General features: G+C 68.8%; 25 protein-coding genes and 2 pseudogenes. 13 read left to right on the forward strand and 14 right to left on the reverse strand.

Annotation, left to right across the window (positions count from 1 at the left end; translation table 11 throughout):
- The 4 genes and pseudogenes from AB0L89_RS37915 to AB0L89_RS37930 form a co-directional block, all read left to right on the forward strand.
- On the forward strand, nucleotides 1-369 hold a 369-nt coding region (locus tag AB0L89_RS37915; RefSeq protein ID WP_365151943.1), incomplete at its 5' end, for a hypothetical protein.
- Nucleotides 370-642: 273 nt separating this feature from the next.
- A pseudogene (locus AB0L89_RS37920) lies at nucleotides 643-973 on the forward strand (DEAD/DEAH box helicase family protein); the annotation flags it as partial.
- A gap of 300 nt (nucleotides 974-1273) precedes the next feature.
- Entirely contained in the window at nucleotides 1274-2197 is a 924-nt protein-coding gene (locus AB0L89_RS37925; protein ID WP_365151945.1) for a replication initiation protein, read from the forward strand.
- 86 nt (nucleotides 2198-2283) lie between these two features.
- The gene (locus AB0L89_RS37930; RefSeq protein ID WP_365151947.1) at nucleotides 2284-2493 is read left to right on the forward strand and encodes a hypothetical protein; all 210 of its coding nucleotides are present in this window, start codon (nucleotides 2284-2286) and stop codon (nucleotides 2491-2493) included.
- Nucleotides 2494-3959: 1466 nt separating this feature from the next.
- Here AB0L89_RS37930 and AB0L89_RS37935 read toward each other — a convergent pair.
- The 3 genes from AB0L89_RS37935 to AB0L89_RS37945 form a co-directional block, all read right to left on the reverse strand.
- On the reverse strand, nucleotides 3960-4112 hold the full coding sequence (locus AB0L89_RS37935; RefSeq protein WP_365151949.1) for a hypothetical protein: 153 nt from the start codon (nucleotides 4110-4112) through the stop codon (nucleotides 3960-3962).
- A 205-nt stretch (nucleotides 4113-4317) separates the two neighbouring features.
- Complete coding sequence (locus tag AB0L89_RS37940; RefSeq protein ID WP_365151951.1) at nucleotides 4318-4494, reverse strand: hypothetical protein; 177 nt, start codon at nucleotides 4492-4494, stop codon at nucleotides 4318-4320.
- Nucleotides 4494-4727 carry a hypothetical protein gene (locus AB0L89_RS37945; RefSeq protein ID WP_365151953.1) on the reverse strand — a complete coding sequence of 78 codons (234 nt, stop codon included), beginning with the start codon at nucleotides 4725-4727 and terminating at the stop codon, nucleotides 4494-4496. Before AB0L89_RS37945 ends, AB0L89_RS37940 begins: the two co-directional genes overlap by 1 nt.
- A 557-nt stretch (nucleotides 4728-5284) precedes the next feature.
- Between AB0L89_RS37945 and AB0L89_RS37950 the strand changes: the two genes are divergently transcribed.
- Entirely contained in the window at nucleotides 5285-5878 is a 594-nt protein-coding gene (locus AB0L89_RS37950) for a ParB/RepB/Spo0J family partition protein (RefSeq protein ID WP_365151955.1), read from the forward strand.
- An 11-nt stretch (nucleotides 5879-5889) separates the two neighbouring features.
- Nucleotides 5890-6387 carry a hypothetical protein gene (locus AB0L89_RS37955; protein WP_365151957.1) on the forward strand — a complete coding sequence of 166 codons (498 nt, stop codon included), beginning with the start codon at nucleotides 5890-5892 and terminating at the stop codon, nucleotides 6385-6387.
- A 96-nt stretch (nucleotides 6388-6483) separates the two neighbouring features.
- On the opposite strand, the gene AB0L89_RS37960 is transcribed toward AB0L89_RS37955, so the two are convergent.
- From AB0L89_RS37960 to AB0L89_RS37970, 3 genes are read right to left on the reverse strand one after another with little or no spacing between them, the layout of a single operon-like run.
- Nucleotides 6484-6870, reverse strand: a complete 387-nt coding sequence (locus tag AB0L89_RS37960; protein WP_365151959.1) for a hypothetical protein — start codon at nucleotides 6868-6870, stop codon at nucleotides 6484-6486.
- A gap of 15 nt (nucleotides 6871-6885) precedes the next feature.
- Nucleotides 6886-7443, reverse strand: a complete 558-nt coding sequence (locus AB0L89_RS37965) for an XRE family transcriptional regulator (RefSeq protein WP_365151961.1) — start codon at nucleotides 7441-7443, stop codon at nucleotides 6886-6888.
- Between the two features lie 3 nt (nucleotides 7444-7446).
- Nucleotides 7447-9582 carry a helix-turn-helix transcriptional regulator gene (locus AB0L89_RS37970; RefSeq protein ID WP_365151963.1) on the reverse strand — a complete coding sequence of 712 codons (2136 nt, stop codon included), beginning with the start codon at nucleotides 9580-9582 and terminating at the stop codon, nucleotides 7447-7449.
- A gap of 150 nt (nucleotides 9583-9732) precedes the next feature.
- Between AB0L89_RS37970 and AB0L89_RS37975 the strand changes: the two genes are divergently transcribed.
- A complete protein-coding gene (locus AB0L89_RS37975) occupies nucleotides 9733-11583 on the forward strand; it encodes a zeta toxin family protein (RefSeq protein WP_365151965.1) in 1851 nt (616 codons plus the stop codon).
- Between the two features lie 6 nt (nucleotides 11584-11589).
- On the opposite strand, the gene AB0L89_RS37980 is transcribed toward AB0L89_RS37975, so the two are convergent.
- Nucleotides 11590-11892, reverse strand: a complete 303-nt coding sequence (locus AB0L89_RS37980) for a hypothetical protein (RefSeq protein WP_365151967.1) — start codon at nucleotides 11890-11892, stop codon at nucleotides 11590-11592.
- 164 nt (nucleotides 11893-12056) lie between these two features.
- On the opposite strand from AB0L89_RS37980, the gene AB0L89_RS37985 reads away from it, so the two are divergent.
- Nucleotides 12057-14759, forward strand: coding sequence for an ATP/GTP-binding protein (locus AB0L89_RS37985; RefSeq protein WP_365151968.1), 2703 nt, complete (start codon nucleotides 12057-12059; stop codon nucleotides 14757-14759).
- Nucleotides 14760-14974: 215 nt separating this feature from the next.
- Here AB0L89_RS37985 and AB0L89_RS37990 read toward each other — a convergent pair whose 3' ends face one another.
- Nucleotides 14975-15214 (reverse strand): hypothetical protein, encoded by a 240-nt coding sequence (locus AB0L89_RS37990; RefSeq protein WP_365151970.1) that lies wholly within the window; start codon nucleotides 15212-15214, stop codon nucleotides 14975-14977.
- 424 nt (nucleotides 15215-15638) lie between these two features.
- Here AB0L89_RS37990 and AB0L89_RS37995 point away from each other — a divergent pair, with 424 nt between their 5' ends.
- The 3 genes from AB0L89_RS37995 to AB0L89_RS38005 all read left to right on the forward strand — a co-directional run bounded on the left by AB0L89_RS37995 (nucleotide 15639) and on the right by AB0L89_RS38005 (nucleotide 17898).
- Nucleotides 15639-15761, forward strand: coding sequence for a hypothetical protein (locus AB0L89_RS37995; protein WP_365151972.1), 123 nt, complete (start codon nucleotides 15639-15641; stop codon nucleotides 15759-15761).
- A 291-nt stretch (nucleotides 15762-16052) separates the two neighbouring features.
- A complete protein-coding gene (locus tag AB0L89_RS38000) occupies nucleotides 16053-16394 on the forward strand; it encodes a hypothetical protein (protein WP_365151974.1) in 342 nt (113 codons plus the stop codon).
- Between the two features lie 223 nt (nucleotides 16395-16617).
- Entirely contained in the window at nucleotides 16618-17898 is a 1281-nt protein-coding gene (locus AB0L89_RS38005) for a hypothetical protein (RefSeq protein ID WP_365151976.1), read from the forward strand.
- 21 nt (nucleotides 17899-17919) lie between these two features.
- Here AB0L89_RS38005 and AB0L89_RS38010 read toward each other — a convergent pair whose 3' ends face one another.
- From AB0L89_RS38010 to AB0L89_RS38035, 6 genes and pseudogenes are all read right to left on the reverse strand, one after another.
- Nucleotides 17920-19086, reverse strand: coding sequence for a protein kinase (locus AB0L89_RS38010; protein ID WP_365151978.1), 1167 nt, complete (start codon nucleotides 19084-19086; stop codon nucleotides 17920-17922).
- A 250-nt stretch (nucleotides 19087-19336) separates the two neighbouring features.
- A complete protein-coding gene (locus AB0L89_RS38015; protein ID WP_365151980.1) occupies nucleotides 19337-19531 on the reverse strand; it encodes a hypothetical protein in 195 nt (64 codons plus the stop codon).
- Between the two features lie 47 nt (nucleotides 19532-19578).
- Nucleotides 19579-20100: a hypothetical protein gene (locus tag AB0L89_RS38020; RefSeq protein WP_365151982.1), complete on the reverse strand. Its 522-nt coding sequence runs from the start codon at nucleotides 20098-20100 to the stop codon at nucleotides 19579-19581.
- A gap of 296 nt (nucleotides 20101-20396) precedes the next feature.
- Nucleotides 20397-20582, reverse strand: a pseudogene (locus tag AB0L89_RS38025) (DUF721 domain-containing protein); the annotation flags it as partial.
- Nucleotides 20583-20706: 124 nt separating this feature from the next.
- Complete coding sequence (locus AB0L89_RS38030; protein ID WP_365151984.1) at nucleotides 20707-22914, reverse strand: hypothetical protein; 2208 nt, start codon at nucleotides 22912-22914, stop codon at nucleotides 20707-20709.
- Between the two features lie 678 nt (nucleotides 22915-23592).
- On the reverse strand, nucleotides 23593-23889 hold the full coding sequence (locus tag AB0L89_RS38035) for a helix-turn-helix domain-containing protein (protein ID WP_365151986.1): 297 nt from the start codon (nucleotides 23887-23889) through the stop codon (nucleotides 23593-23595).
- Between the two features lie 114 nt (nucleotides 23890-24003).
- Here AB0L89_RS38035 and AB0L89_RS38040 point away from each other — a divergent pair, with 114 nt between their 5' ends.
- Entirely contained in the window at nucleotides 24004-24651 is a 648-nt protein-coding gene (locus tag AB0L89_RS38040; RefSeq protein ID WP_365151988.1) for an HAD family hydrolase, read from the forward strand.
- A gap of 4 nt (nucleotides 24652-24655) precedes the next feature.
- Nucleotides 24656-25495, forward strand: a complete 840-nt coding sequence (locus AB0L89_RS38045; RefSeq protein ID WP_365151990.1) for a DUF1932 domain-containing protein — start codon at nucleotides 24656-24658, stop codon at nucleotides 25493-25495.
- Nucleotides 25496-25502: the final 7 nt, after the last annotated feature.

Below are 25502 nucleotides of genomic sequence, written 5' to 3' on the forward strand. Positions count from 1 at the left end.
GTTCTGCGCGTACTGGCGGATCTCGGGGAAGACCATCGCGAAGGCGAAGAGCAGCAGGAAGAGCCCGCTGAGCACGAGGTTGAGGATCCACGTGCCCCGGCAAGCCGGGGCATAGAGCGCGAATTGCGCAAGCGCAATTCGGATTCCGGCGCAAGCGCCGGAATGGAATTCCGCAAGCGGAATTCAAAAGGCAGGGCAATTCGCGCAAGCGCGAATTGTGGGCACCCGCGCAAGCGCGGCCGCCGGGGCTGGCAGCAAGGAGAGGTGCATCACGCGCGGGCCTGTGTAGGGCTTGGGAATCCCAGCCACCACCACCGTCACGAGAGTGGCCAACCATCGGACTGGCAGCGCGTCAAGGCGCCGCAGTGACGGGCTCCGCTGCGCTCCACCCGAACCCCCTCCCCAGCGTGATCAAGCGCCTACCTGCGCGCACTGATGCCCTGCCAGCATACAGGAAAACCGGTCGCGCGGGAGTGGGATCGAGTCATCTATCACCCTGTGGGGCGAGTTGGCGCAAGCATGATGCATCACGGTTTGCAGCTGTGTAGTGTTTGGGCCCAGGCGACACCACCCCAGCGCCGCGAGCTTCGCGGACTCTAATTTTCAATACGCGCCGCATTCCGCGAAAAGAAGAACACGGGAATGGCCGTGAAATTGCGTGAGCACCAGGCTGAGGCTGTGGCTGCCATTGTGCGGGGTCTCGATATCCCGCCGGGTGGCATTCCCGTCAATGGTCTGCGCGGGCAGGTGCACGCCGCGTGCGGCACGGGAAAGACCATCATCGCGGCGGCGTCGGCACGGCGACTCGTGCCCTCGTCCAGGGCATGGACCGCAGCCGGGCGTAAAGGGCCGGCGGTCGCCGTGTGCTCACCGCTCAATGACCCCGAACTGGTGGTCGATGAGGCGGACCGTACATCGAGGTCGTTGGGGGAAGGCATGGGCGGCGATGGGCGACCGGAGCATCGTCCCTGCGGTAGGAGCTCGGCTCCGGGCAACCGTCTTGCTGGGCTTCTGGCTGACTTTGAACCCGTGCTCCTACCGCAGGGGGCCGTGCGTTGTAGCTGGTGGTAGCTGCCAGACCTGCGAGCACTGCCGGGGGCCCCAACCATCTGACTTGGTCTTCGTGGCGCACTTTAAAGTTCCCTGCCGGGAGTACGGGTGGAGTGGTAGTAGCGCAGGGACAGGAACCATCTGACTTGGTCTTCGTGACTTACTTTGAATACTGCGGCGTGTCTGTGCCCTCCCCGCTAGGCTTGTCCGGGATGATCAGCGCATGAGTGTGGAGTTGCCTGCGGGACAGTGGGACGAGTTGTGGCTGCCGTTGCGGCCGTACGCGACGAATCGCCTGCAGGAGGGGATCCGGCGGGAGCGGCGGCCGGTGGCGATGACGCGTCGCTATGTGGAGGCGAACCCGTCGGCGCTGAGCAATCTGCTGGTGGTGGATGTGGACCACTCGGATGCGGTGCTGCGGGCGGTGTCGTCGGTGGGGTCACATCCGTTGCCGAACGCGGTCGTGGAGAACCCGGTGAACGGGCATGCTCATGCGGTGTGGGCTCTCTCGGAGGCGGTGACGCGGACCGAGTACGCCCGGCGCAAGCCCCTGGCCTACGCCGCCGCCGTCACCGAGGGGCTGCGCCGGGCACTGGACGGCGATGCGGCGTACTCGGGGCTGATGACGAAGAACCCGCTGCACACGGACTGGAGCACCGAGTGGCTCCACGGCGGTCTCCACACGCTGGGCGGGCTGGAAGAGGTGCTGAGCGACCGTATGCCGCCAGCGCGCTGGCGGGAGACCAAGCGGTTCCGCACCAACATCACGGGCCTGGGCCGTAATTGCTCGATCTTCGAGACGGCACGGACCTGGGCCTATCGCGAGGTCCGCCACCACTTCGGCAGCCCCGACACCCTGCACACCGCCATCCACGCGGAAGTACACACCCGCAACGCCGAGTTCACGGAGCCGTTGCCGGCCGTGGAGGCCCGTGCGATCGCCAACAGCATCCACCGCTGGATCACGACACGATCGCGGATGTGGAAGGACGGCGCGGCCGTCTACGAGGCCACCTTCGTCGCCATCCAGTCCGCTCGCGGCAAGAAGGGCGGTGCGAAGGGCGGGAAGGCTTCGGGCAAGGTACGCGCTGCACGCCGGGACGAGCGCACCGCAGCCATGCTCGACTACATGAGGGGGAAGTCATGACACAGGAGCCCAGGCGAGAGCGCCGCACCGCGACAGCCCGTGAGCTTGCAGACCGGTTCGGAGTGTCCCCGCGGACGGTGCTGCGCATGGTTGCCGAGGAACGCGCGGTGTACGAGGGCCGCTCCCGACAGCGTCGCGACCAGATCGTCGAGCTGCACCGGCAGGGACTGAAGGGCTACGAGATTGCGCGCGAGCTGAATGTTTCCACCGGCCTGGTGTCCATCCGGCTCAAGGAAGCCCGCTCAGCCGGCGTCGACCTCACCCGCTACGCCTCTGCCGGTACAGGGGACGCATAGCCCGGTTGGGTAGAGCGCTCCGATCAGCGGGGCTACCTGTGTCGATCAGTAGCAGGTACGAACCTCGACGTATGAGAAGTGCCATCGACCTGTCCAGCAGAAATGCCACACACCGTCACCAGCAGATGTCACCAACCACCATCAAGATATTTCCCTCAACGCAGGTCAGAGCACCCAAATGGAGAACTGACACTGGCTCAGCAATGACATCCCCGCAGTGACACTGCAGCGATGCTTGACACCCATGCAAATGCTGCGCTGCACCCCGAACAAGGTGGGGTGTACCGCTCTATGACAGCCGCACCGCTACAGAAACCGCCCCACGGCAGTGACCCCGCCCTTCCTCAACACCCCACCAGCGACGACACCCAGGTTCTGACGTGCCGTCACTGACACCCACCCACTGACACCAAACCGGCACATCACAACCCCGAACAAGGCCGTGCTGTACCCGACAACCACCACCGGAGCACGAGCAGCATCCGTGCAGCAGCGCCAGGAGAAGCGGCTACAGCACCGTCCCGGCCAGGGCCCTGCGGTACTCACGTAGAGAACTGATGCTGGCGCAGTGATGACATCTCCGTAGTGACACTGCAACGACACATCACAAGCCAGCGCTACGACAGAGCCCCCACCCCGCCGTCTCCCAGCCCTCCAGGAAGGCGGCCAAGGCCTCGGCGTTGGTCTTCCTCGCGGGCGGCTTGCCGGGCGAGGACATCGCGGTCGACGTGCGGCGCGACGGCATCGAGGACCAGGCGCTGGAGTTCGGTCGGCTCCAGAGCCCCCACTTCCCACTGCGCGGGGCGGGCCGAAGCCGTAGCGGTCAGCGAAGGTCCGCCACCGCGGGGCGCCTTGCCCTCGGTCGTGGGCGGCTCGCAGGCGCGCACTTGCTCCTATGTCAGCAGCACCCGCTCGGTCACGGAGACCACTTTTCCCTAGTTTGCGCTGGTCACGAGCTCATATAGAACTATTCAACTGCCTGCGGTCGGAATGGCTGATACCAGGCTTTCCGGTTCAGCTTCAAATTCAGATTATGGCATGACCGCGACAAACTGGAGGGAACATGCGAAGATCGCGCATTCTGAGCGTCACCCTTGCCGTGTCTGCGGCATTAGCCCTCCCGGTATCGAACGCAAATGCGGGAGAGGAAGACCAGATGAATCGCGCCACCTCGTACGAGGATCCCGCCGGCTATCGCGTCAACGGACACTTTCCGTGCGACAACGCCCATGACTGGAAGTTCCCCACCTGGCCGATCCGCTTCATGAATGACATCAACTGTAACAGGCAAGTATGGCTTTGGGAGAACCTCAACAAGACGGGATATCACACCTGCATCAGCCCCGGAAACACGAAGAGCATTCCTGAAAGACTGCAGTACCCGTCCGTAGTGGCTGTCGGGCTCATAGCTATGTGCCCCTAGCTTAATGGGCGGCTGCGGCAGCTTGCCGCAGCCGCCCATTACGTCAAATCCTACCAACCTCCCCCAGTCCGGAAAGTTCGAATTCCGGAATAAACTCCTCAGGGCGCACCGTGAAGGTGCGCACTCGCATCTCGCGCGCATCAATGAAGAGTGCAGCCCACACGCCGTGCAGCGACTTTCCGGTGTCAACCAGCATGCTGAAATCACCGCGGAGTGTGACTAAGTAGATAGCCTCCTCGGTGGAACCTACATCATCGTAAAGTAGCCTCATCGCTTGATCTCGCGTTGTGCGCACCCAAAGGATATCTCGAGGAGTCACCTCTCCCCAATTCCTCGACCACTCCCGCACGACTTCACTCAGGCCAGAATTCTCAACATTTTGAGGCATGGCAGGGTTGCCTCTAGTCCTCTACGTCGGGGTCGGATCCGGTGTTCAGCTCGCCCATCGTCGGGTCAACGGAGAGAGCAGCCAAGGTGCGGTCGAGGGCATGGATCTCGGCTTCGGTGAGTTTATTGATCTGTTCGATGGCGCTGTCGGCGAAACCGATCTCGGCGCGTCGTCCGGAGTGTTTCCCCATCAGGCAACATGCCCGCGCTGCGCGGCAATTTCGGCGAGGCGGCGGTCGCGGACGACCTGCCACGGCGTGGTCCTTTCGGGAGCAGGCAGACCATTGTCGGCAATGTCCTCGAGAAAGGCGGCTAGTTCGTTGGCGCTGGTACACGTTCGGGTTGCGTAGGCGCGGAGCGCGTCGGCGCCTACGGCTGTAACTGACTGGCGGTCAGCTGCCGACTGCTGCTCATGGTCGCTCATAGCAGGCTCCTGGGCGTCGTGTGACGGTGTCTCCACAGTAGCGCTGGGCAGATGAGGGCCGTGGCTCCTTCCCCTTGCCGTCCTGGAGGAGGTAGCACGCCTGACACGGGAGGAAGGTCTCGGCCCCGGGGCGGGCCCGTCCAGTGCGGGAAGGCAGCAGTTGGACCAGTCTGCCGGGCAAGTTGCTCAGCAGGGCCCTGGCACGACGTAGGAGCCGCGGCCCGAGTGCGCTGACCCGGCATACCGCCTCGGGGGCTCTTGATCAGCGATCAGGCTGAGAAGTGCCAGGTTCGGCGCCGTGCTCCTGGTCCTCGTCGTCCTCGTCGTGCTCGCCCACGACTCCATCGTCCTCCGGGCCAGCGGGCGGCACCAGGGCGTACGGAAGCGCCGGCGCGAGCTCCGCCTCACAACTTCACAATTCAGCACGTCTACCTGGGGAAACAGGGTGTGAGGCTCACAGCCTCACAGGCTCGCCGCCCGGCGCGGAGGCCAGCAACGTCGAGAGGTAGACCCAGATGGCCTAAGCCAGGAGGCAGCGCCTGGTCGTTGATCACGGAGTGACGATCCTGATCGAAGAACAGCCCGTATCCGGGGTGATCTCGTGGCCTGAGCGTCCCCGCCACAACCCGGCTAAGGCAGCGCGGCTCATGGAGTCTCTGGCCAAGTACGGGGTGGAACACCCCATCACGGTGGTCTCCCGCGACGACTACCTGCAGAGGCTGCCGCGCCAGACCAACTCTGTCCCGCGGCGCTTCTCCTACGTGGCGATCAGCGAGTACCACTGGCTGGAGGCCGCGCGAGCCCTCGGACTGTCCCACGTCCCCGTATGGGTCCGCTGCATGCCTCCTGACTCCATCGCCGCCTTCGTACTGCGCAGACATGGTCACGACGATCACCTGGGGCCGCTGGATGAGGCACAGCTGTTCCATGCCGCGCTCAACGCGCCGGGACAGACACAAAGCCAGAACGCCTTCGCCCGAAACCTGGGCTGGAGCCCGGCGACGGCCTCCCAGCGCCTTGCGCTTCTGAAACTGACGCCTGATCAGCAGGCGGCTCTCGAAGACAACACCCTCGGCATCGTGGAGGCCCGGCAGATGGTCACCACTCGCCGCAGCCGCCAGGCTCCCGTCCTCGGCACCGTAAGCGAATGAGGAGAAGCGCGATGACCAAGGAGGCCGGTGCCGAGAACCCGTACGGCTACGACCCGGAGAGCGACACCGTCCGAATCGGGCGGCACGACCTGGAGCGTTTGCTGCTGGAGTTCCGCTCGCTGGTCCGCACGCAGGAGCCGGGCAGCTGGGCCCACATGGACGACTATGACCTGTCCTTCGAGCGCTTGGCCGATGCCGTCGAGGCCGGCACCGCAGCCCGGCAGGGCCCTCGTTGGGAAGGCCCCGACCTCCGGCTGCGCTGCACCACCACCGAGGACGTCTACGAATGGCCCGAGGGCGCCCCGTACGACGGCGGGACGGCGACCACGTGGAACGTCCCGGGCTACGGCTCCCACGCCACCGACGACGACTCCTCGGACCTGCTCAGAGCGCTGTGCGACTTCAGGTGGTCGGCGAGCGAAGGCCGGCGGGCGAAGGGCCCGCCGAGCTGCCGGGAGTGCCTGCGCGAGGTCCAGCTCGGTGCCGACCGCGCCCGCGGGCGCTGGTAACTACTTCGCTGGATGCGGGCATCGCTACGATTGGAAACGCCCTGACCCCGGCAGTTGCGATGCCGGGGCCCATCAGCCCGTGGTGTGCCGACCGGGTCAGGCGGCCGGGGTGAGGGCCAGGACGTAGTGGCGGCCGGCGGCCAGGAGGACCGTGAGAGTGTCGCCGTCGGCGGTGGCTGCCCGGTAGGCGGAGTGGGCCAGGAGCGCGGGGACGACGACGTCGCGCAGCACGGCGGCGGGATCGTCGGCCGGGGCCGGGGCACCACTCGGGTTCTGGAAGACCTCGCCGTCGGGGCCGGCCTGAAAGTCGAGCACCCAGGAGCCCCCGGCCGCGGTGAAGACGATGTCGCCGCGAGTGTCGGTGTCGGTGACGTCGCTGGTGCCCGGGTGGTCCTCCAGGACGTCGGCCAGGCGCACGGCCTCTTCGTCCACGGCGGTTAGGTGGCTCTTGTCGCGGTCGATAGGCGGATTTTCGGTGGGCACGCTTTTCGCTCCTAGTCAGTAATCCAGATCGAGGTAGTCGATGTCGTTGATTTCCACGTCCGACAGTCCCATAGCGCGCCCGCCGCCGTCCTGGAAATACACTTCTTTAAATCCTTCGGCGATGATTCCGCGCATCTGCTGGTCGCTGGCCCCCGCGTCGCGGGCGTCGAAGAGGCGCTGTGCGTACTCCGGGGGGAGGTGCACGGTGAGCCTGCGGAACCGGCCGTCGTCGGTCGTGCCGACCGGTGCGGTGTAGCCGAACCGGGCCCTGGTCTCCACGGTGATACCGCCCGTGGTGGCGGCCTGCTTCTGTCGGCGCTTGCGCACCAGCGGCTGCCACCGCTGCCGCACGGCGTCATCAATCTTGGCGGCGACGTCGGCGCGGGCGTGCTTGCGGGCGCCGCGTCGGTAGCGGTTCACGGAGTCGGCGGTGACCCCGAGCTCCTGTGCGACGGCCTTCGCGCTGCCGAACTGCTTGAGCAGGAACCCGATCTGACCCTTCAACGTCTTGGGCGGGTCCTTGGTGAACGCCTCGCGGTCGGCCCGCTCGATCGCGTCGTCGATCTCCCCCACTGGCTACTCCCCTTCGTCCAGGACGGCGTCGCCGCCCTTGATGTGGCGGGCCGGGTTGAGGCCCTTCTCCATCAGCTCCACCGCCCACAGCATCGGCTGGACGCCCTCCAGCTTCGCCAGGCCGGGCGTGAGCCCGAGGCGGAACCCGCCGGGCTGCGGTTTCCCCGAGGCCGCGTACGGGAGGAAATCCAGCGGGCTGGGGCCGGGGCTCGGGTAGACGACGCAGTCGGAGAGCACGGCGAGCGGGAACAGCCCGGTCATCCGGGACATGTTCAGCAGCTTGCGGTGCATGTTGACGCGGGCCTTGGAGATGACGGCGGCGCGGATGTCCGGGCGCCAGGTCGGCCGCATCATGGCCGGCCACGGCTCGCCCTCCTTGTAGTTCTTGCCCTGAGGGTTCTCGAACAGCTTCCCGATGCCGCCCTTCACCGTGCCCTTGATCGCGGCCAGCACGGCGGCCATCGCCGGGTCGACGTCCTTGTGTCGCTCCATCGCCGCCAGAAACTCCACGTCGGTGAGGTCCTTGGTGACGCCGAGGTCGGCGAGGGTGTCGACGTAGGCGGTCTTGAGCCGGTCGTGCCACGGGTCCAGGTACGCGCCTGTCTCCTTGCGCAGGTACGCCTCGATCGGGGCGACGTTGTAGCCGAGCTCCTGGGCATAGGCGACGGAGTGCGTCTGGTACCAGGCCGGGCCCGTCGGACGCTCGCCGGTCGGCGTGAACGGCGAGGGCACGCGCGGGTCCAGCTCGATGCCGGACAGGTCCACCAGCCATGAGCCCGGGATCTTCGGGTTGAACGGCGGGTTCACGAAGTGCACCGGCTCCGACAGGCCGACCGTCAGCCTCGCGGCGGCGGCGAGGAACGCCGTGTTCAGGTCCAGGCCCACCGCGAAGGGGAGCAGGCACTCCTCATCGGTGAGCGTGTCCACGTCCCGCACCCACTGGTACGCCTCCTCGTGCAGGAAGCTTCCCTTCCACCCGGAGTGGTAGATCGCGGGGTGCTCAGGCTGTCCCTCCGGCGGTGCCGGGTCCATCGGCTCCGTGCCCAGCGAGCCGGGGTTGTGCCCGGAGACCCAGTTGCCGGTCGCCTCATCGCGCACCGGCCGGGTCGGCGGGCGCAGCGCGGTCATCAGCTCCAGACCGTTGACCGCCGTGCCGCCGCGCGGCGTGATGACCCGCTGCGCGTACATGCCCAGGACGCGGGCGACATCGGCCGGCTCCATCTGAGCGACGCCGGGCCAGGAACGGGAGTCGAGCGCGTCCCACGGCAGGATCGCCAGCTGCACGCACTGCCGCTCGCGGCCCTGCGCCTTGCGGTAGATCCGCGACCACGGGCCGAAACCGCGCTGCGTGAGCTGCCACTTCGCCTTCAACACCTGCTTGACGACCAGGTGGTCCTCCGGCAGGCGCAGGCCGCGCCGGTCCTCAAGGCGCTCGGGCAGCCCGAGCTTCGCGGCCGCGGACTGCGTGAGGACGATCAGCGGGTCGGCGTCCTTGCCATGGCGGTGCAGCTTCGGCGCACCGAGGCCGGACTCGCGCAGCGTCCACTCCACCAGCTCCACCACCGTGGCCGCGGGGCAGTCGAGCACCAGGCCGTTGACGCCGTACGCAGAGCCGTCGCCATCGAGGACGGCGAGCGGGCCGTGGGGGAACCGCGGATCGACGGCGGGCGCGGCGGCCTTCTTCGCCGCCGGACGCCGGGACGACGCCGGGCGCGCGGCCGGACGAGCTGACCGAGCGGAGGACTCAGGGGCGGCCTGGACGGGAGCCTGCGGCGCAGCCGCCTCCGGCTGCTCAGAGGTGGCCGGGGCGGTGAACGTCTTAGGCATGGCCGGGGTGGGCGCGGCGGCCGTGGTCGGCCGGGGCGCGGCGGATGCGCTGGCGGTTGTGTGCGGGGGGAACTTCGCGGCCCAGCCGTTCAGCAGTCGCTGGTAGGCCTCCAGTCGCGGAGGCTTGGGCTCGGAGCGGCCGTTCTCCCAGTTCTTGACGGTTTGTGTCGTCGAGCGCAGGGCCTGTGCGAGGCGGGCCTGGGTGATGCCAGCGGCCTCACGGAGTCGGGCGCGTTCTGCCGGGGGTGGCAGCTGCGGCTCCTCCTCCAGCAGGGCGTCCACGTTCGCGAACAGCTCTTCCTCGGATGCCATGTGTCTGTACCTCCACCCCGAACCCTAGCAGCCCTTAGCCCTGAATTTACCCCCTAGGTTCAGTCTGTATTTATCCTTGCTTTTAACCCATTCGGGTAATGGTGTACGGTGGCGCGTGACGGTTGAGACGGACGAGTTTGAAGGGTTGCGATGGCGGAGGCGGAGGCCGGGGTCGTGCTGAGCCAGGCGCAGTGTGAGGAGGTTCTGGCCTCGCAGATCCTGCCGATTTTGGCCAAGGGCGCAGTCCCTCAGGAACAGCCCGTGGTCGTCTTCGTCGCCGGGCAGGCCGGCAGCGGCAAGACGCTCGTGATCGACCTGGTGCATACGGCACTGAACCGGCGGGGCGGAGCGGTACGGGTGGACCGTGACGCGTACAAGGCCGTTCACCCCCGCTATCTGGCCTTTCTCGACCAGGACGTGCGCACGGCCGGGGTACGGGTGCGGCCCGAGACCTACCGCTGGCAGGCCGAGGCAGAGGACCGAGTGCGGGCGCGCCGGTACGACGCCGTGGTGGAGACACCGTTGCCTGCCCCCAAAGCGTTCCAGGCTTCTGCTGCCGCCTACCGGCGGGACGGCTACCGCGTCGAGGTCGTGGCCCTGGCCGTACCCGAAGCGGTCAGCCAACTGGGGGTGCTGGACCGGTATCTGCGGCTGGCTGCCGAAGGCCGGGCCCGCTACGTCGCCTGGGACAACCACGACGCCTGCGCGGCCGCCCTGGTCGACACGCTCACCGTCATCGAGGCCGAGCGCCTGGCCGACAAGGTCGTGGTCGTGCGGCGCGCCCCCGACGCCGTGGCCGAGGTCGTCTACAGCAACGAACTCGACCGCGGGCAGTGGCGCCACCCGGCCAAGGCCGCCCAGGCGGTGCTCACCGAGCGCTCGCGCCCATGGAGTGCCCGGGAGACCGGCCTCTTTCGCCGCCAGCTCGCCGACGCCGACCGGCGCGCCCACGATGCGCGGCTCCCGGAGGACTGGTCGCTGGCCGTGCGGCGGGATGCCGAGCGCGCCGCGGCCCTTGCTGAACCGGTCCGGCGGACCGCGCAGGTACGCCGACAGGCGCCCGGCGTCGACTACCACCGGCTCTCCGCAGACGAACACCGGTGGATCTTCGACAACCTGATCGTGCCGTCCCTGTCCCGCATCACACCCCAACAACGGCCGATCGCCGTCTACGTCATGGGGCAGCCCGGCTGCGGAAAGACCGGCTTGACCCCGCTGCTCCGCCGGACCCTGCGCGGCAGGCCGACGCGGATCAGCGGCGACGACTTCAAGGCGGCGCACCCGGATTATCTGCAGCTGCTACATGAGGAACCGCGCACCGCCAGCGCCCGCATCAGCGCGGACTACCGCGCCTGGCAGGCGCAGGCTGAGGCGTACGTGCGCGAGCGGCGCGGGGACGTGGTCATCGAGATCGCCCCGGCCAGCGCCGCCGAGTTCACCGCCGCCGCGACCCTGTACCGGCAGGCGGGATACCGCGTCGAGCTGGTGGTGCTGGGCGTGCGCGCGGCCGACTCCCGCCAGGGCACCGCGCTGCGCTACGCCGCGGTCAGCCAAGGCGGCAGCAGGCCCGGCCGGTTCACCACCGCGGCCGGGCACGACCTGCGCTTTGACGCACTCGCCGAGGCAGTGGCGGCCGCCGAGCAGGAGCAGGTGGCGGACTCGGTCATGGTGATGCGCCGGGACGCCAGCGCCGTCTACCGCAACGAGCAGACCGGACAAGGCCGTTGGCGGCGCCCGTGCGGCGCCGCCCACGCCCTGCTGGTGGAACAGTCCCGGCCCTACACCTCCCAGGAGGCCGCGCGGTTCCTGGCTGCGCAGCGCCGGCTGCGCGCCGCGATGCCGCAGTACCGCGACGAACTCGTCCAGATCTCCCAGACGGCGCGGCCGCTGATGCCCCTGCACCTCCAGCAGCCCCGGCTCTCCCCAGCTGGTGCCGCGGCCGGGCTGCCGCTTCCCCGGCCAGGAGCGGACCCGGGCGCGCCATGGCGGGCAGTGTCGTAGCAGGGCCTACGGCTCGGTGGACTGCAGCTCCTGCAGACGGGCGGTGTAGTGCGCGGCGAGGCGCGCCACCTCCTGGGGACCGGCCTCGTCCAGCCGATCGCGGTCCTCCCCACAGACTTGCCGCTGTGCCATCAGCTGCTCCAGGCGTCGCGGATCCGGCGCGCTGGAGCGGCGCTCGATGAGGATCTGCCGGCTGTACCAGGCGAGCACCTGGTCCACCGCTTCAGCGGCGGCCGCGACGTCCTCGGCAGAGGCCTGGCCATCAGGCTGCGGGATGGGGGACGACGATGAGGATCCGGGATCGTGCACGAAAACCACCTTGAACGGTCGAAAGCAGCAAAGGGATCATTGTCGTGGCTGAGACCCAGTCCACCTCTCGCCGGTATCGGCCGCCTGTACACCGCAGTACCGCCACAGGGGGCCGCCCGGCGTAGATTGACGGCAGGTGATCATCGATGGGGGGACCGTGGCCGATGGCCGATCTGCGTGCGCTGTTCAGCTCCAACGACCCCGCGGCCTTCGACGTCGACGAGGCCTTCACCAACCGCCACCTCCAGTGGGACCTGGTTGCCTCCGCGCTCGATGAGCACCTGGCGCGCCTCACGGACCCCGGCTTCGACGTCGAGGACCTGGAGACCCCCCGCACCAACCTGATCGTCTTTCACGGTGTGGGCGGCGTCGGCAAGTCCACGCTGCTGCGCAAACTCGAGGCCGCCCTCGGCAGCGCCGAGCAGCGACCGGCCCAGTGGGGCCGCCCGGCCTGGGCGGGCGAGCGGATCCTGCCCATACGCATCGACCTGGCCCGCTCGGCATCAACCGGCTCGGACTTCGAACACGTCATCCTCACCATCCGCCTCGCGCTCGCCGAGGCGATCGGCCGCCCGCTGCCCTCCTTCGATGTGGCGCTGCGCCAGTACTGGGAGCAGGCCCACCCCGGTGAGCCGCTGGAGGCGTACATGCGCCGCACGGGACTGAAGGGCCGCGTCGCCTCCCTGCTGCCGCAGCAGATGCAAGGTGCGGTGGGCGAGGTCGCCGCTGCTCTGGCGCTGCCCGGCCTGGTGGGCTCCGCCGCCGGGCAGGTCGCCACGGCGCTCGTCCAGGCGCTGCGCGAACGCCGTGAGCGTGCGCAGGCGCTGGCGGGCTGCGCCCGGACCGTTGCTCTGCTGGAGGCGCCCTGCGACCTGGAGGCGCTGAGCTTCTACCCGCACCTGCTGGCCTGGGACATCGACCGCCTTCCGGTAAAGAAGCGCGTCGTCCCGGTGATCCTGCTCGACACCTTCGAGGACACCGGCGACCGGCACCGCGACCTGGAGCGCCTGCTGCAGCGCGTCGTCTGGCTCCTGCCGAACGCGTTCTTCGTCATCAGCGGGCGCAGCCGGCTGCCCTGGGCCGACCCGGCCCTGCACGGCCAGCTCGACTGGACCGGCCCCACAGCCTGGCCCCAACTGGCCGCCCCCGCCCCCGCCGCCGTCCCGGGGGTGCCACTGCCGCGGGATGGCGGGCACAACGGCGCCCGTCAGCATCTGATGGGCGACTTCTCCCCCGAGGACTGCGACGACTACCTCGCCCGCCGCCTCACCCAGGACGGCCAGCCCCTGATCGGCGCCGACATCCGCGCCGTCATCACGGAACGCTCCCACGGCCTGCCCCTCCACCTGGACCTGGCCGTCGCCCGCTTCCTGGAGATCCGCCGCACCGGCCGCACCCCCAGCACCGACGACTTCGCCTGCACCTTCCCCGCGCTCATCGCCCGCACCCTGTCCGACCTGACCGGCGACGAACGCCACGTGCTGCGCTCCGCCTCCCTGCTGGACGCCTTCGACCTCGACCTGGCCACGCGCGCCGCCGGCCTCACCCACCAGGCCACCGCCCGCCGCCTGACGGAACGGCCGCTCGTCACCCACAACCCCTACGCACTGTGGCCCTACCACCTCCACGGCGCGATCCGCTCCGCCCTGCGCGCCGCCGGCGACCACACCGCAGACCACTGGACGCCCGCCGACTGGCACCAGGCCGCCCAGCGGGCGCTCGCCGCCCTCGGCGACCAGTGGTCCAACGCCGCCGCCCTCACACCGAACCGCCTGCTGCTCGTGGCCTGCCTGCGCCAAGGCCTGCGCCTGGCCCGCGACCACCGCCTCACCGACCTCGGCTGGCTCACCGACGCCGCCTTCGCCTACACCGACGACTCCGTCTGGGAACCCCTCGCCCCACCCCCCAGCACCCCGGGCGACAGCGGCCCGTCGGCAGGCCTGGACACGCCCGCCGACGCCATGGCCGAACTCCTGACCGCCATCGCGCGCCGCCAGCGCGAACACCGCGCACACACCGCCGACCGCCTCACCACGGTCCTCGACAGCGGTCTGCTGCCCGGCGACCTTGTCGAAATGGCCCTGTACTACCGGGCCAAAGCCCACAAGGACCTCGGCCGCACCGACGCCTCCCGCAACGGCATGCGCCACGTCGCCGACCGCGGCGGCCGGTACGCTGCCCGCGCCCACCGCGGCCTGGCCAACCTGGCCCGCATCGGCGGAGACTTCCCCACCGCCCTGGCCACCGTCCCCACGCTGGGCTGGAAGGGCCGCCACCACCGCGTCGAAGGCGACATATGGTGGCCCCACGGCGCCCACGACCGCGCCATCGCCGCCTTCGAAGCCGCACGCACCGAAGCCGAAGACCACAACGCCGCAGGCGAACGTGCCATCGCGCAGACCCGCCTGGCCCTCGTGCACGCCTTCACCGACCCCGCCCGCGCCAGCGACGAACTCGACCTCGCCCGCCAGCTCCTCGACGGACTCGACCAGCGCGCCACCACCCTCCTCGCCCACGTCGCCGCCCTCATCCGCGACGCCGGCACCCACCACGACGTTCCCGACCGCGCCCACGTACTGCGTACCGAGATCACGGTGGCCGGACTGCCCTGGCTCACCGGATTCCTGGAACTCGCCCTCGCCTTCCACCACGCCATCCGCGACGACCACCAGAACCTGACTGCCACCCTCGACCAGCTGCACGAACTAACCGCGGGCGGCGACTTCGCCTACTTCACCGACATCGCCGCCGCCATGGGCAACCTCCCCCACCCGCCCCGGCCCACCGTCCACTGGATCGACGACCCTGACACCGTCCGCAGCCGCTGGCACACCCTGGTCCTGGACCGCCGTACACATCTGCACTGACCGTCCGTCGGCGCCTTGGCGAGTGGGGCGGCAAGGGCGTTGTGCTCCCACGCCGGGCAAGGCACGGCGGCTCGTCGGCTGACCGACCATGCCGGCAACCACATGCCCCAGCAGGCGCGGAAGACTGACCACGGACGCGCGAGCGGCCTCGACCAGATGTCTGGTCGAGGCCGTCCTTTTCCTACACGCCGAGCCCCGGAACTGGGCCCGGGAAGTCAGCTGGCGTCTGGGTGCCGGCCCACAAGCTGGGTGAGCAGCTCGATGATCTGTGCCTGATTCTGGTCGATCTTGCTGCTCAGCGCCTCGACCTTCTGATCCAGATTGCCGACCTGGAGACGCACCGCGGTGAGGTCGGACTTGATGATCCCGAACTCACGATCGTGCTTCTCCGCGACCTCTTCAAAGCGCCGGGTCAGAGCAGCGAGCTCGCTGTGGGCGATGGGGTCCTCAGGCACGCGGGCACTCCTGCTCGATCAAGAAACCGAAGATATGAGGACACCACGGTATCGTCCCCCGCAGTCCCACGACCTCGCCGGCCATCAAGGAGCAACGGGCTCGGTGGACTGCCGGATCACTCCGGCCGAAGCCCGCACCGGGGGGCCTGGCGGTTCAGGGAACTGCGCCCCTTCCGAGACGGCGGGTCGGCACACTGGGCTGGTGACTTCCTAGCTGCACCGCCGCGGGTTCGGGCTCTGGTCCCGCCTGCACCGCGACTTCGATGGCACCGACCCCCGTGCGAAACGGGCCGCCCGCGCCATCTGGGCACTGCTGACCGGGGCGACCTGCCTGGTGCTGGGCCGCACAGCCACCTGGGCATGCCGGACTGCGGGCGCATCCCCAGCCCTGACGGCCTGGCTTGCCGTGTGGCTCCTGGTCTCCGTGGCCATCATCGCCGTGATCGCGGTCAGTGCAGGGCCAGGCCGCACCCGCCGGCCCGCGCTGACCGCCCTCGTCCTCGTGACCGGCGTCGTCCTGCTGACAGCACTGTCCTGGCCGTCCTGATACCAGCGTCCAGCCAGACAGAGGGGCGTCGCTTGGGTCCGCCGCCCCCCCTCTCATCAACCGAGCCGGGGACGGCCCGAACTGCGGATGTTCGTTGAGAAGCCTTCTCTGGGGGACTCCCGGATCTTCCTGCTGCCGGCCTCGTTGAGTTGAGAGTGACCAGCACTGACTTCCCTGATGCCTCGCGCATCGGCGACGTCCTCACCCGCAAGCCCTGATCCATACCTTGTGACGGGCGTTACGCCGTCCTGCCCCGGCCTGTCGAGACAAGCAACAGAAACGGATCACTCAGTGAGCCCGACCCCGAGCTATAGCAAGGCTGAGGAAGGCCAGATCGCAAAACGCGCGCTGGCTCGCACCATGGAACTTTCGATCTACCTCACCGCAATGTCGGTGGCTAGAGAGACAGGCGTTGACTTCGGAATCGTCGAAGCCCAAGCAATCAGCGACACGCTTAAGGACCAGAATGGCGTGCGGCGCGCACTGGCGGTCAGAGAGCTGGAGAGAAAGTTCCCCCCGACGCCGACCCCCGAGCAGGCAGCGATCAGCGCGTACGCGCAGGCCATCAGTGAAAAGATGACGCGGCACGATGAGGAGCTAGCCCGCTTCCACGCTGCCGGTGACAAGCAGTAGCCGCCGGGGCGACTATGCCGTTCATCCACCGATGAGCACGTCACGTACAACAGATCCGCGTCAGCGTGATCCACCTCGGACGGCTGCGCTGACCTGACGGGAAACGACGGGGAGGGAGCGGCCTGTGCGGAGGTCTCCACCTATTTCGTTGGCCTTGGCCCGTCTTCCCCACACCCCACATTCGTGATCCCCTGAACCCCTGTGGATCAAGGGGGGTGGGGCGGTGGACAAGGCGCGCCTGTTCCAGAACGGCACAATCGGCGGCAAGGTCTTCGCGCACGAGATCGACGGCGAACCCTGGTGGCGCCAGAAGAAGGCTCCCCTGATCTGCGCGTTCTGCATGACACCGGTGGTATCCCAGCGCACTACCGTGGGCCGTGCTCCCCGCGGTCCGCTGTTCCGGCTCGCCCGCGACCGGCAGCACGAGGACGTGTGCCCTCTCAACCCCGTCGAAGTGCTGCAGAAGATCGCGCACGGCTCTCAGGGCGTGGCCGTCATCGAAGGCGACGAACTGCACCTGGTCCTGCCCGACGACCTGGACCAGATCGGCGCCACCACCCCCGTCATCGACGCTGATCCTGCCGAGGCCACCGACCAGTTCGGCGTGAACGTCTCCACGGTGCGCCCCCTGCTGCCCCCTCTCATCAACAGCGCCGTCCGCATCGCCCGCTTCCTGCAAAAACACGACTACGACACCGACGTGGTCGCCCAGTTCAAGGTACGCCGCCCCGGCGAGAAGTCGGCGGTGGACTGGGGCGAGTTCTGCCACGGCCCCGCGCCCGCTGACCAGGCCCGCCTGTATGCGCGCCTGACCCGTGGGCTCAAGCCCCCGCACCCAGTGGCCGTCTACGGCCGCATTACCGATGCCGAGAACGACAGCCAGGGCCGGCCGGTTCTGCGGCTCGCCGACGGGAGCGGCTTCACCGTACGCATCCGGTCCGAGCACGCCAGCCTCCTCGCCCCGCTCGCGGCCGGCGCCTTCGTCATGGCCGTTGGCAACTGGAAGGTCTGGACACCACGCACGGGCAGACCTGAGCTGCAGATGTTCGCCGAAGAACACTGGCAGCTCGCCCACTGGTCCTACGACGACGCCACCGGACACAGCAGCCCGCCTGCCTGCCCGACACCGCTCTCGCTCGCCCAGCGCACCCTCCGGCAGGCCCGGTCGGCCGCCGCACGCAAGCCCGGACCGGGACGAGCGACCCGCCTCTCCCCCAAGGTGCCGCGCTCCACCGGGCCGTCCACGCCTGCCACACCGCCACCGGCTGCCCAGCCTCCAGCCCCGCCAGCAACACCGGCGCCAGTGACTTCGGCCTCGCCCGAACCAGCGCCGCCAGCATCGCCCGCCCCGGGCGGGCCGGATGCGGCACCACTTCCTGATCCCACACCGTCGGCGCCTACGACACCTCCGCTTCCGCCGCGGCCCTCGGCACCGCCCCTACCGGCCGCCCCTCCCCGCCACCGGACGCGGCGGAGCTGGTGGCCCTTCGGCCGCCGCCGCTGACCTCGTACGCAGCCGAGCAGATCAGGTGACGTGCACGGTGACGTACAGGTCTCCGGGCGCTCCGCCGTGCTTTCCCGGCGCGCCGAGCTTCCTGAGCCGGATCTTCTGCCCGTTCTTGACGCCGGCGGGGACGCGGACCTTGTAGGTGTGTCGTTTCGAGACGACCCTGCCCTCTCCTCTGCAGGTGGAGCAGTCCAGCACCTTCGTCTCGTCTCCTGTGGTGGCGCAGTCGGGGCAGGTCTCGCGGGCGGTCATGCGCATGGGGATGACCGCACCGTCGGTGGCTTCGCTCGGGGAGAGCCGGACTTCGGACGTGATGTCTGCCCCGCGGCTAGGCGCTGGGGCGTCGCCGAAGTGGCAGTCGTTGATCTCTTCGAGGAGGTCATAGACCTCATCGGCGCTGCCCGGCCGCTGGGCGGGGTCCTTGGTCAGGAGCCAGCTGACCAGCTGCTCCAGTTCCACAGGAGCGTCCGGGCGCAGGGTGCGCAGCGGGGCGGGCGGCTCATTGAGGTGCTGGTTGATCAGATGCCAGGACGTGCCGGTGAAGGGGCGGCGGCCGGTGACCATCTCGAAGAGCACGCAGCCGAGCGAGTACAGGTCGGAGCGGTGGTCGAAGGTGCCGGACAGCGCTTCGGGGGCCATGTAGGCCGGGGTGCCGATCAGGACGCTGGTGGTGGTGATGTCGTGCCGCGCGTCGCTCCCCTTGGTGATGCCGAAGTCCACGACCGTCGCCGCGCCGTTGTTCCGGACCATGATGTTGGACGGCTTGATGTCCCGGTGGGTCAGGCCCGCCTCGTGCGCGGCGCCCAGAGCGTCGGCGACACAGCCCGCCGCGTACAGGGCCGTCGACAGGGGCATGGGGCCGACGGCTTCCAGGGCGGCGCTGAGGGACTTGCCGGGCAGCAGTTGCATCACCAGGTAGGCGTACGGACGGCCGTGGTGCATCGCGGAGCCGAAGTCGTGCACGGTGACGATGTGCGGATGGGACAGGCCGCCGGCGACCGCGGCCTCGCGGGCGAACCGGGCCACCTGCCGGTCGTGGTCCGCGCTGCCGTCGCTGACGAGGACTTTGACCGCCACCAGGCGGTCGACCCTCGGGTCGTGCGCCTTCCAGACCTGCCCGAACCCGCCCGCCCCGATCGGTGTGATCAGCCGGTAGCGGCCGTCCAGCACGGTCCCTGCCTGCACGACTCCCCCTTCGGTACACGATGACCAGACGTGTACCCGTCACGCTACGCCGGGACAACAACCAGTAACAGGGGGAACTGATCGGCCAGTTGGCTCAGACCGCGGTCCGCAGTACGGCCGACTCCCAGGCCCTGCACATCGGCCCACCAGTTGAACTGGTGGGCCGATGTGCAGGATGCCAGGTGCCATGAGCATTAGATGGCGCTGTTGTAGGTCCTACCTTTGGACTGGCTGCAAGTATCCGACCCCTTTAGTTACTTCCTGGCTCATCACCGTTGGCGGGGGCGGCAACAAGTTCGTCCGGCCCATAGATCTCGGCTCCTGCCTGCGGGAAATTTACGACGATGCCACCGTCTGCTGTAATCATCACGACTTCCCCAATCGGGTCTTCCGGATGGTCTGTTTCCACAGCGGCCGCCACACGGTCACCAACTACCCAATCCATGGATCAGATCTCCCTGTTTGCTGGCTACGTCATCCAATGTAACCAAGCTACCCCTTGCTGCATCCGATGGGGCCGACATGGCCCTTGACCCAGTAGGCGGTGATTATCCCCTTGGGGCCGTAGTTCTTTCCGCCGTAAATAAAGTCCTTGCTTTCATTGAGTACGCACATGGTGCGCTTGGTGCCATCCTTTAGTTTATACTTGTAAGTGGACTTAGTTCCCCCCTTGTACACCTCCACCCAGCTCCCTTTCTGGACGTTGTTCATTGCCTTGACCCAGAGCGCCTTGGCGGTGGCCGTCAGTTCATGGTTGGACTTGTTTCCAGTGCTTCCACCTTTAGCGATATGCTGGCGGCCGAATCGCGCGTTCCCTTCCCGCAAAGCCGTATTGTCGGCCCAGTTCATATTGTCGAACCGCTGCACGATCTTTGCTGCCCCAGGGCCGCTGGTCAGCTTCTTGCCGAATCCGGCATTAGCTACCGGGGATGCCGCAATTAAGCTTCCCCCGCACGCAAGGGCGATTACCGCTCCACGCTTTCGCATTGCCAATTCTCCCTTTCGCGAGTCCATGCGTAATCCCTCAAGGTGATAGGCGGCTGCACGCAGCCGGACCCCCATTGGGAATAAATGGATGTAAGCATGCCCTCTACCTCCAGTCAATGCCGGACAGTAAGGGTGTGAATTCTCTGTAAATGAAACGGGACTTTGGTCCTGCTGTCGGTATTCAAAGGCCCTTTTGGGAGTGTGATGGCGATCGGCTGCCCGTGGTTAGAGTCGCGCCATTGAGATTTCCGGTGCGACGAATCGGGAAGGGATCCACCTGTGCAGGACAACAGAGGAAGTTGCCGCCGATTTCGCCGTGTCGTCTCCGGCTCGGGGAACGCGCGGCGGCAGAGCTCGCGCATCGCACGGTCCTGCCGCTCCACCGCCTGTGCGATGGCTGGGTCCGCCCGCGGTGGCGGGGCCGCCGCCTGGTGCGCGGCGAGCGCGCGGCGGTAGCCGTCCGAGGCGGTCTCCCGCGTCTTTACCGGCCCCGTGGGCGCGGCCTCGGGCCCCGGTTCAGGGTCGGCCGGCTCGGGCGCCGCCAAGGTGCCGGGCGACAGGACTTGCGCGCAGCTTCCATCGCAGACCGCAGCGCGACCCGGGCCAGGTCGACGCCCGACACCTCGTCGGCCGTCATGCCTGCCCCCACGGGGTGAAGCCGAGGTCCAGGTGCCCGAGACCGGAAAGGCGCTGCACGGTCGCGACGAATGCCCTGGTGAACAGGCGCTGCGCGGAGTGCTCGCCGTGCCGGGCGATGTGGTCGAACACGATCTGGTGGTCGGCGGCGGCGCGGGTGCGCCAGTCCAGGACCTGGTCGCGCGTGAGGTCCTCGAGGACCAGCTCCTGGTCCTCGTCGACGATGATCGGCTCCGGCGCCGGGGCGACGGCGGCCGGGCGCGGTGCGGGCAGCACGGCCGGGGCCACCGGCGTGGCCGGGACCTCCGCCTCGGACTGCGCGGCCGCGGCTTCGGCACGGGCCTGAGCTGCGGCGGCCTTCCTCGCCCGGTACTGGTCCCACTCGCGCGCTTTCGCCCACGCCCTGGCCGTCACGTCCTGGTGCAGCTGCTGCTCAGTGGCCGCACGCCGCTCCGCCTCCGAGGCACCGGGCATCGCGACGGCGACCCGGGCCGCGACCGCACGGCGCTGGTCGCGGCGGTCGGCCTGCCGGTCCTCGCACCGGGGACAGTCCCGGCCGGAGCCAAGCAGAACACCCTCGTCACACCGGGGCTCCGCACACAGCTGGCGCTGCGGCAGGGCCCGGCCGATCAGCCAGCCCACCGGATCCGCGATCGGCCCGGCCAGCCGCATCTGCTCCTCCAGGCGCCGGGCGAGCCGGTCGGCGAGGATCTGCGGCCCATCAACTCGGCCGGCGAACCCGACCACGCGCTTCAGCTCGCTGCGGACGGTGGCCTCCACCACCGTCCGGGCACCCCGACGCTCCAGGCGCGCCCAGACCAGGTCGACCGGCGCCAGGACGGCCCGCAGATCGTCCGGCGGCAGAGGCACCCTCCCCCGTTGCTGCCTGCCCTGAGCACCGTCCACGACCCGCACCATGGCGCCGTCCACCGGCCCGCGGCCGCCGTTGATGCCTTCGCTGACCGGGGACTTCTTCCGCTGTTCCCCGCGCAGCGGGCCGCCGTCCTCGCGCACGCACGCGCGGTCCGGGGTACCACCGCACGCCCCACCTGCTTCGCCGGAAAAGCCACCATCAAGCGCAAGAGAACCCCCAGGAGTAACCACAGAAGCGTGGAGAGCGTGGGGCTGTGCAGTTGCGGCGAGGTCTGCTGGTCCAGCCATCCCGTCCGGATCGGTGCCCTCGATCTCAGTAATCACAGGGGTCTCGGTCGTCGCGCCGGACTCAAGATCTCCGGATGCAGTAACGGCGAGGTCTGAAAACGCGGCCTTCGCCGCGCGGTGGGCCTCCCGCACGGCCACGCCGTGGGCCGTGGCGAGCGGCACTAGGCGTACCCGTGACTTCGCGTGCAGACCCGAGGCGGTCTCCTGGCGTACGACGTCGGCGACGCCGTGCTCCTGGAGGCGCTTGAGGACCTTCGCTCCGGCCGCCGCCGTGCAGCCCAGCAGCCGTGCCACCGTCGCCGCCGGGCGCCCGCGCTCGGTGTCCACCGATCCCGGGCACAGCTGCAGCCAGCCCGCCGACCCCGTCGTCAGCACCATCAGCAGCAGCCCGAGCCGGTCCGTCGCCGCCCCCCGCCCCGTACGAGAGGCGAGCAGCCCAGCCGGGACCGCCGGCTTGTCCTTCGGCGCCCACCCCGGACCGAACAGAACCTCGCACAGGCGCAGCAGCACCGCCAGCTCGGAGCGCGACAGCGCCAGGGCGCTGCGGCGATCGCCGGCCTGCTGCGCCCGGTACATCGGGATCACCCAGCACTCCAGGCCCGTCGCCCACCCGAGCGCGTTCGTCGCGACGTTCGACCCGAGGAACCCCGCTGCGCGCAGCTCGGGCAGCACCGTGTGCGCCACCGTCGACTGCGACACCCCCAGCCACCGACCGAGCTCCTCCGCCCAGATCGACGCCTGGTAGTCCTTGCGCACATCCGACTTCGCCGTCAGCACCACCGACGCCAGCCGCGCGACGTCCGACGCACCAGCCAGCGTCGGAGACGTCACCAGCGCGCGCACAGCGGCGAGCAGGCGGGCCCGCATCGACTTCGACAGCTGCAGTGGGTTGCCCAGTTCCAGTGGCACAACCGGACCGGCCTGTGCCGGAACCGACCGCAGCCGACGCTGTGAGCGCCCGACCGGGACGGCGGCGACGGAGTCGTGCATCCCGTCCCACAGGCTGCGGTCCAAGGGTGCGGCCGTCGTCGCCGCGGCGCTCATCGGGCACCTCGGATGACGACGGGCGGCGTGCAGAAGCTGAGCATCCCGCGATCCTGCGGGACCGAGCCTGTGGACAGAGCCCGGTAGTCGCGCCCACCGAAAGCCCCGCTCTCGTAGCTTCTTGCAGGAAGACCCTCTTCCTGCACATAAGGTCTCAAATAGGAACCAGATCCCGTCACGAGGGAAACTCGCCGAGTCCGAACCGTGGTGAATCGGGCAGGGCCAAGCTGACAGGGGACACCACTCTCAGGCACTATGAGGAACGACCTGCTCTCCATATAGCTGGACCGACCAGAGCCCTCGGGCCTGGCCGAACCGGATGCGTGGATGTATCAGGTGCCGCCCCCTTCGTGAGAAGCGGGCGGGCACCGATCGGGTGGGGGGAGATTTCTCCTCTCTTCTCGGACCTGGTGAATCGCGAAGCCCCTGTGGTGGGGGCCCGCGGCCGACCAGGGCGGACGGTTCTGCGGCTGTGGTGGCCGTGGTAAGCGGCCGGTGGTGCGCTGGCCCTGGTAAGGGGCCGATTTGGGTAGAGCGGCTCGGTAAGCCGCAGCTCAGGACCGGCGGAAACCGGGACCTGAGCAGCCGACGCGGTGGTAAGCCGGTCGGTAGACGGGCCGCGCGAGGCCAGCGGATTGGTAGTCCGCCTCTAGGCGCGCGCGGCCGATGGCCACTAGGTCATCCCGATCCCCTTTCGGAGACCGGCGTCGGCATGCCCTCATCCGGCTTCGCTGCTTCGGGATACCGCTCCGCGAGCCGATTGAGTAGGTGCATGTAGACAGCGCGGTGCGGACGTCGAGGGTGGGTCTGCCCCAGCTCCCAACGGGCTACGGCAAGTCGCTTCACGCCCACGGCCTCCGCGACCTCCTGCTGCGTGAGGCCAGCCGCGAGGCGTAGCTTCGCGCGCACAGCTGGCGGCGGCAGGACGTCGTCCAACAGGGCGTCGACCCGCTTCAAGCGGTCCGGGTCGGTCACGGCGCAGCCTTTCAAGATCGATGGTTCCCTGAAAGATACATGATGCGATCCCTTAAAGGGAGCCGTCACTGCCACGAACTGCCGTACGTTCGGCGCCCGATAGGGTCCGTGCTCGTGTCCCGCCTCGTTCTCTTCGATCTGGATGGCACGCTGGCCGACCGCCAGGCGGCGCTCAGCGACGCCCTTACCCGCCTGTGCCAGACGCGCTCCCTCACCCCGGACGCCGAACAGTGGCTGCGCATCGAGCTGGCCGACCGCGCGAACGCTGCCGCCTTCACCCGGCTTCGGGAAGCCTTCGACCTGGCGGTGCCCGCCGCGCAGCTGTGGCAGGAGTATGTCGGCCTCATGGCGGCCGCCGTCACCTGCCGCCCCGAGGTCCTCGAGGGCCTGGCACGCCTGCGCGCGGCCGCATGGACGATCGGCGTCATCACCAACGGGGCCAGCGACATCCAACGTGCCAAACTCGCCGGGACCGGCCTCGCCAACTTGGTCGACGGTGTCGCGGCCTCGGGCGACCTGGAGATCCGCAAGCCGGACTTGCGCCTCTTCCAACTCGCAGCCTCCCGCTGCGGCGTGAGCCTCGCGAACGGCGGCTGGATGGTCGGCGACAACCCGGCCGGAGACGTCGGCGGTGGCCACCAGGCTGGCCTGCGCACCATCTGGCTGCGCGGCCGCCCCTGGCCCAACGGACTTCCTGCCGCGAACCACGTTGTCGACGACGTGACCGACGCCATCACCATCCTGCTCAACGAGACGGAGTAGCACCGTGGACCAGCCGACCGTTGGCATCCTCCACCCCGGCAGCATGGGCGCCGCCGTCGCTGCCTGCGCCGCAACCAATGCGGCCGAGGTTCTCTGGTGCGAGACGGGGCGCAGCGCCGCGTCTGCGGCGCGCGCCGCCCGGTTCGGCCTGACACCGGTGGCCGAGCTGGCCGAGCTGCTGGACCGCAGCGACATCGTCATCAGCCTCTGCCCGCCAGCGGCTGCCGAGGAACTGGCCCGCGACGTCGTCACGCACCGCTTCGCCGGGGTGTATGTGGAGGCGAACGCCATCAATCCCGAGCGGGCACAGCGGATCGCCGCGCTGCTCGAACCGGCCGCGACCGTCGTGGACGGCGGCGTGGTTGGCTCTCCGCCGGTCGGCGGCAAGACACCGACCTTGTACTTGTCCGGCCCGGTCGGCGAGACCGAGCGCATCGAAGCGCTGTTCGCAGGTACCGCCGTCCGGACGGTGGTACTGGGTACGAAGGTGGGGCAGGCGTCCGCGCTGAAGCTGTCGTACGCCGCGTTCCAGAAGACGAGCCGAGTGCTGGTGGCTCTCGCGGTCGGCATGGCGCGCGAGTATGGCGTCGACCAAGAGCTCATCGAGGTCGCGTCGAAGCGCACCGACTCGTACCTCGCCGAGCCCCAGTACGTCGCCAAAACCGCCGCGCGCGCCTGGCGCTGGGGCCCGGAACTGGAGGAAGCCGCCGACACCCTCGCGGCCGCCGGCCTCCCGCCGGAGATGCTGCGCGCGGCCGCGTCCACGCTGGCACGGTGGAACGACGCCAAGGACGACAGCGAGCTCACACTCACTGACGCCCTGGACCAACTCGCCCAGCCATAGCCAACGT

This window comes from Streptomyces sp. NPDC052114 (assembly GCF_040680155.1).
GTDB lineage: Bacteria > Actinomycetota > Actinomycetes > Streptomycetales > Streptomycetaceae > Streptomyces.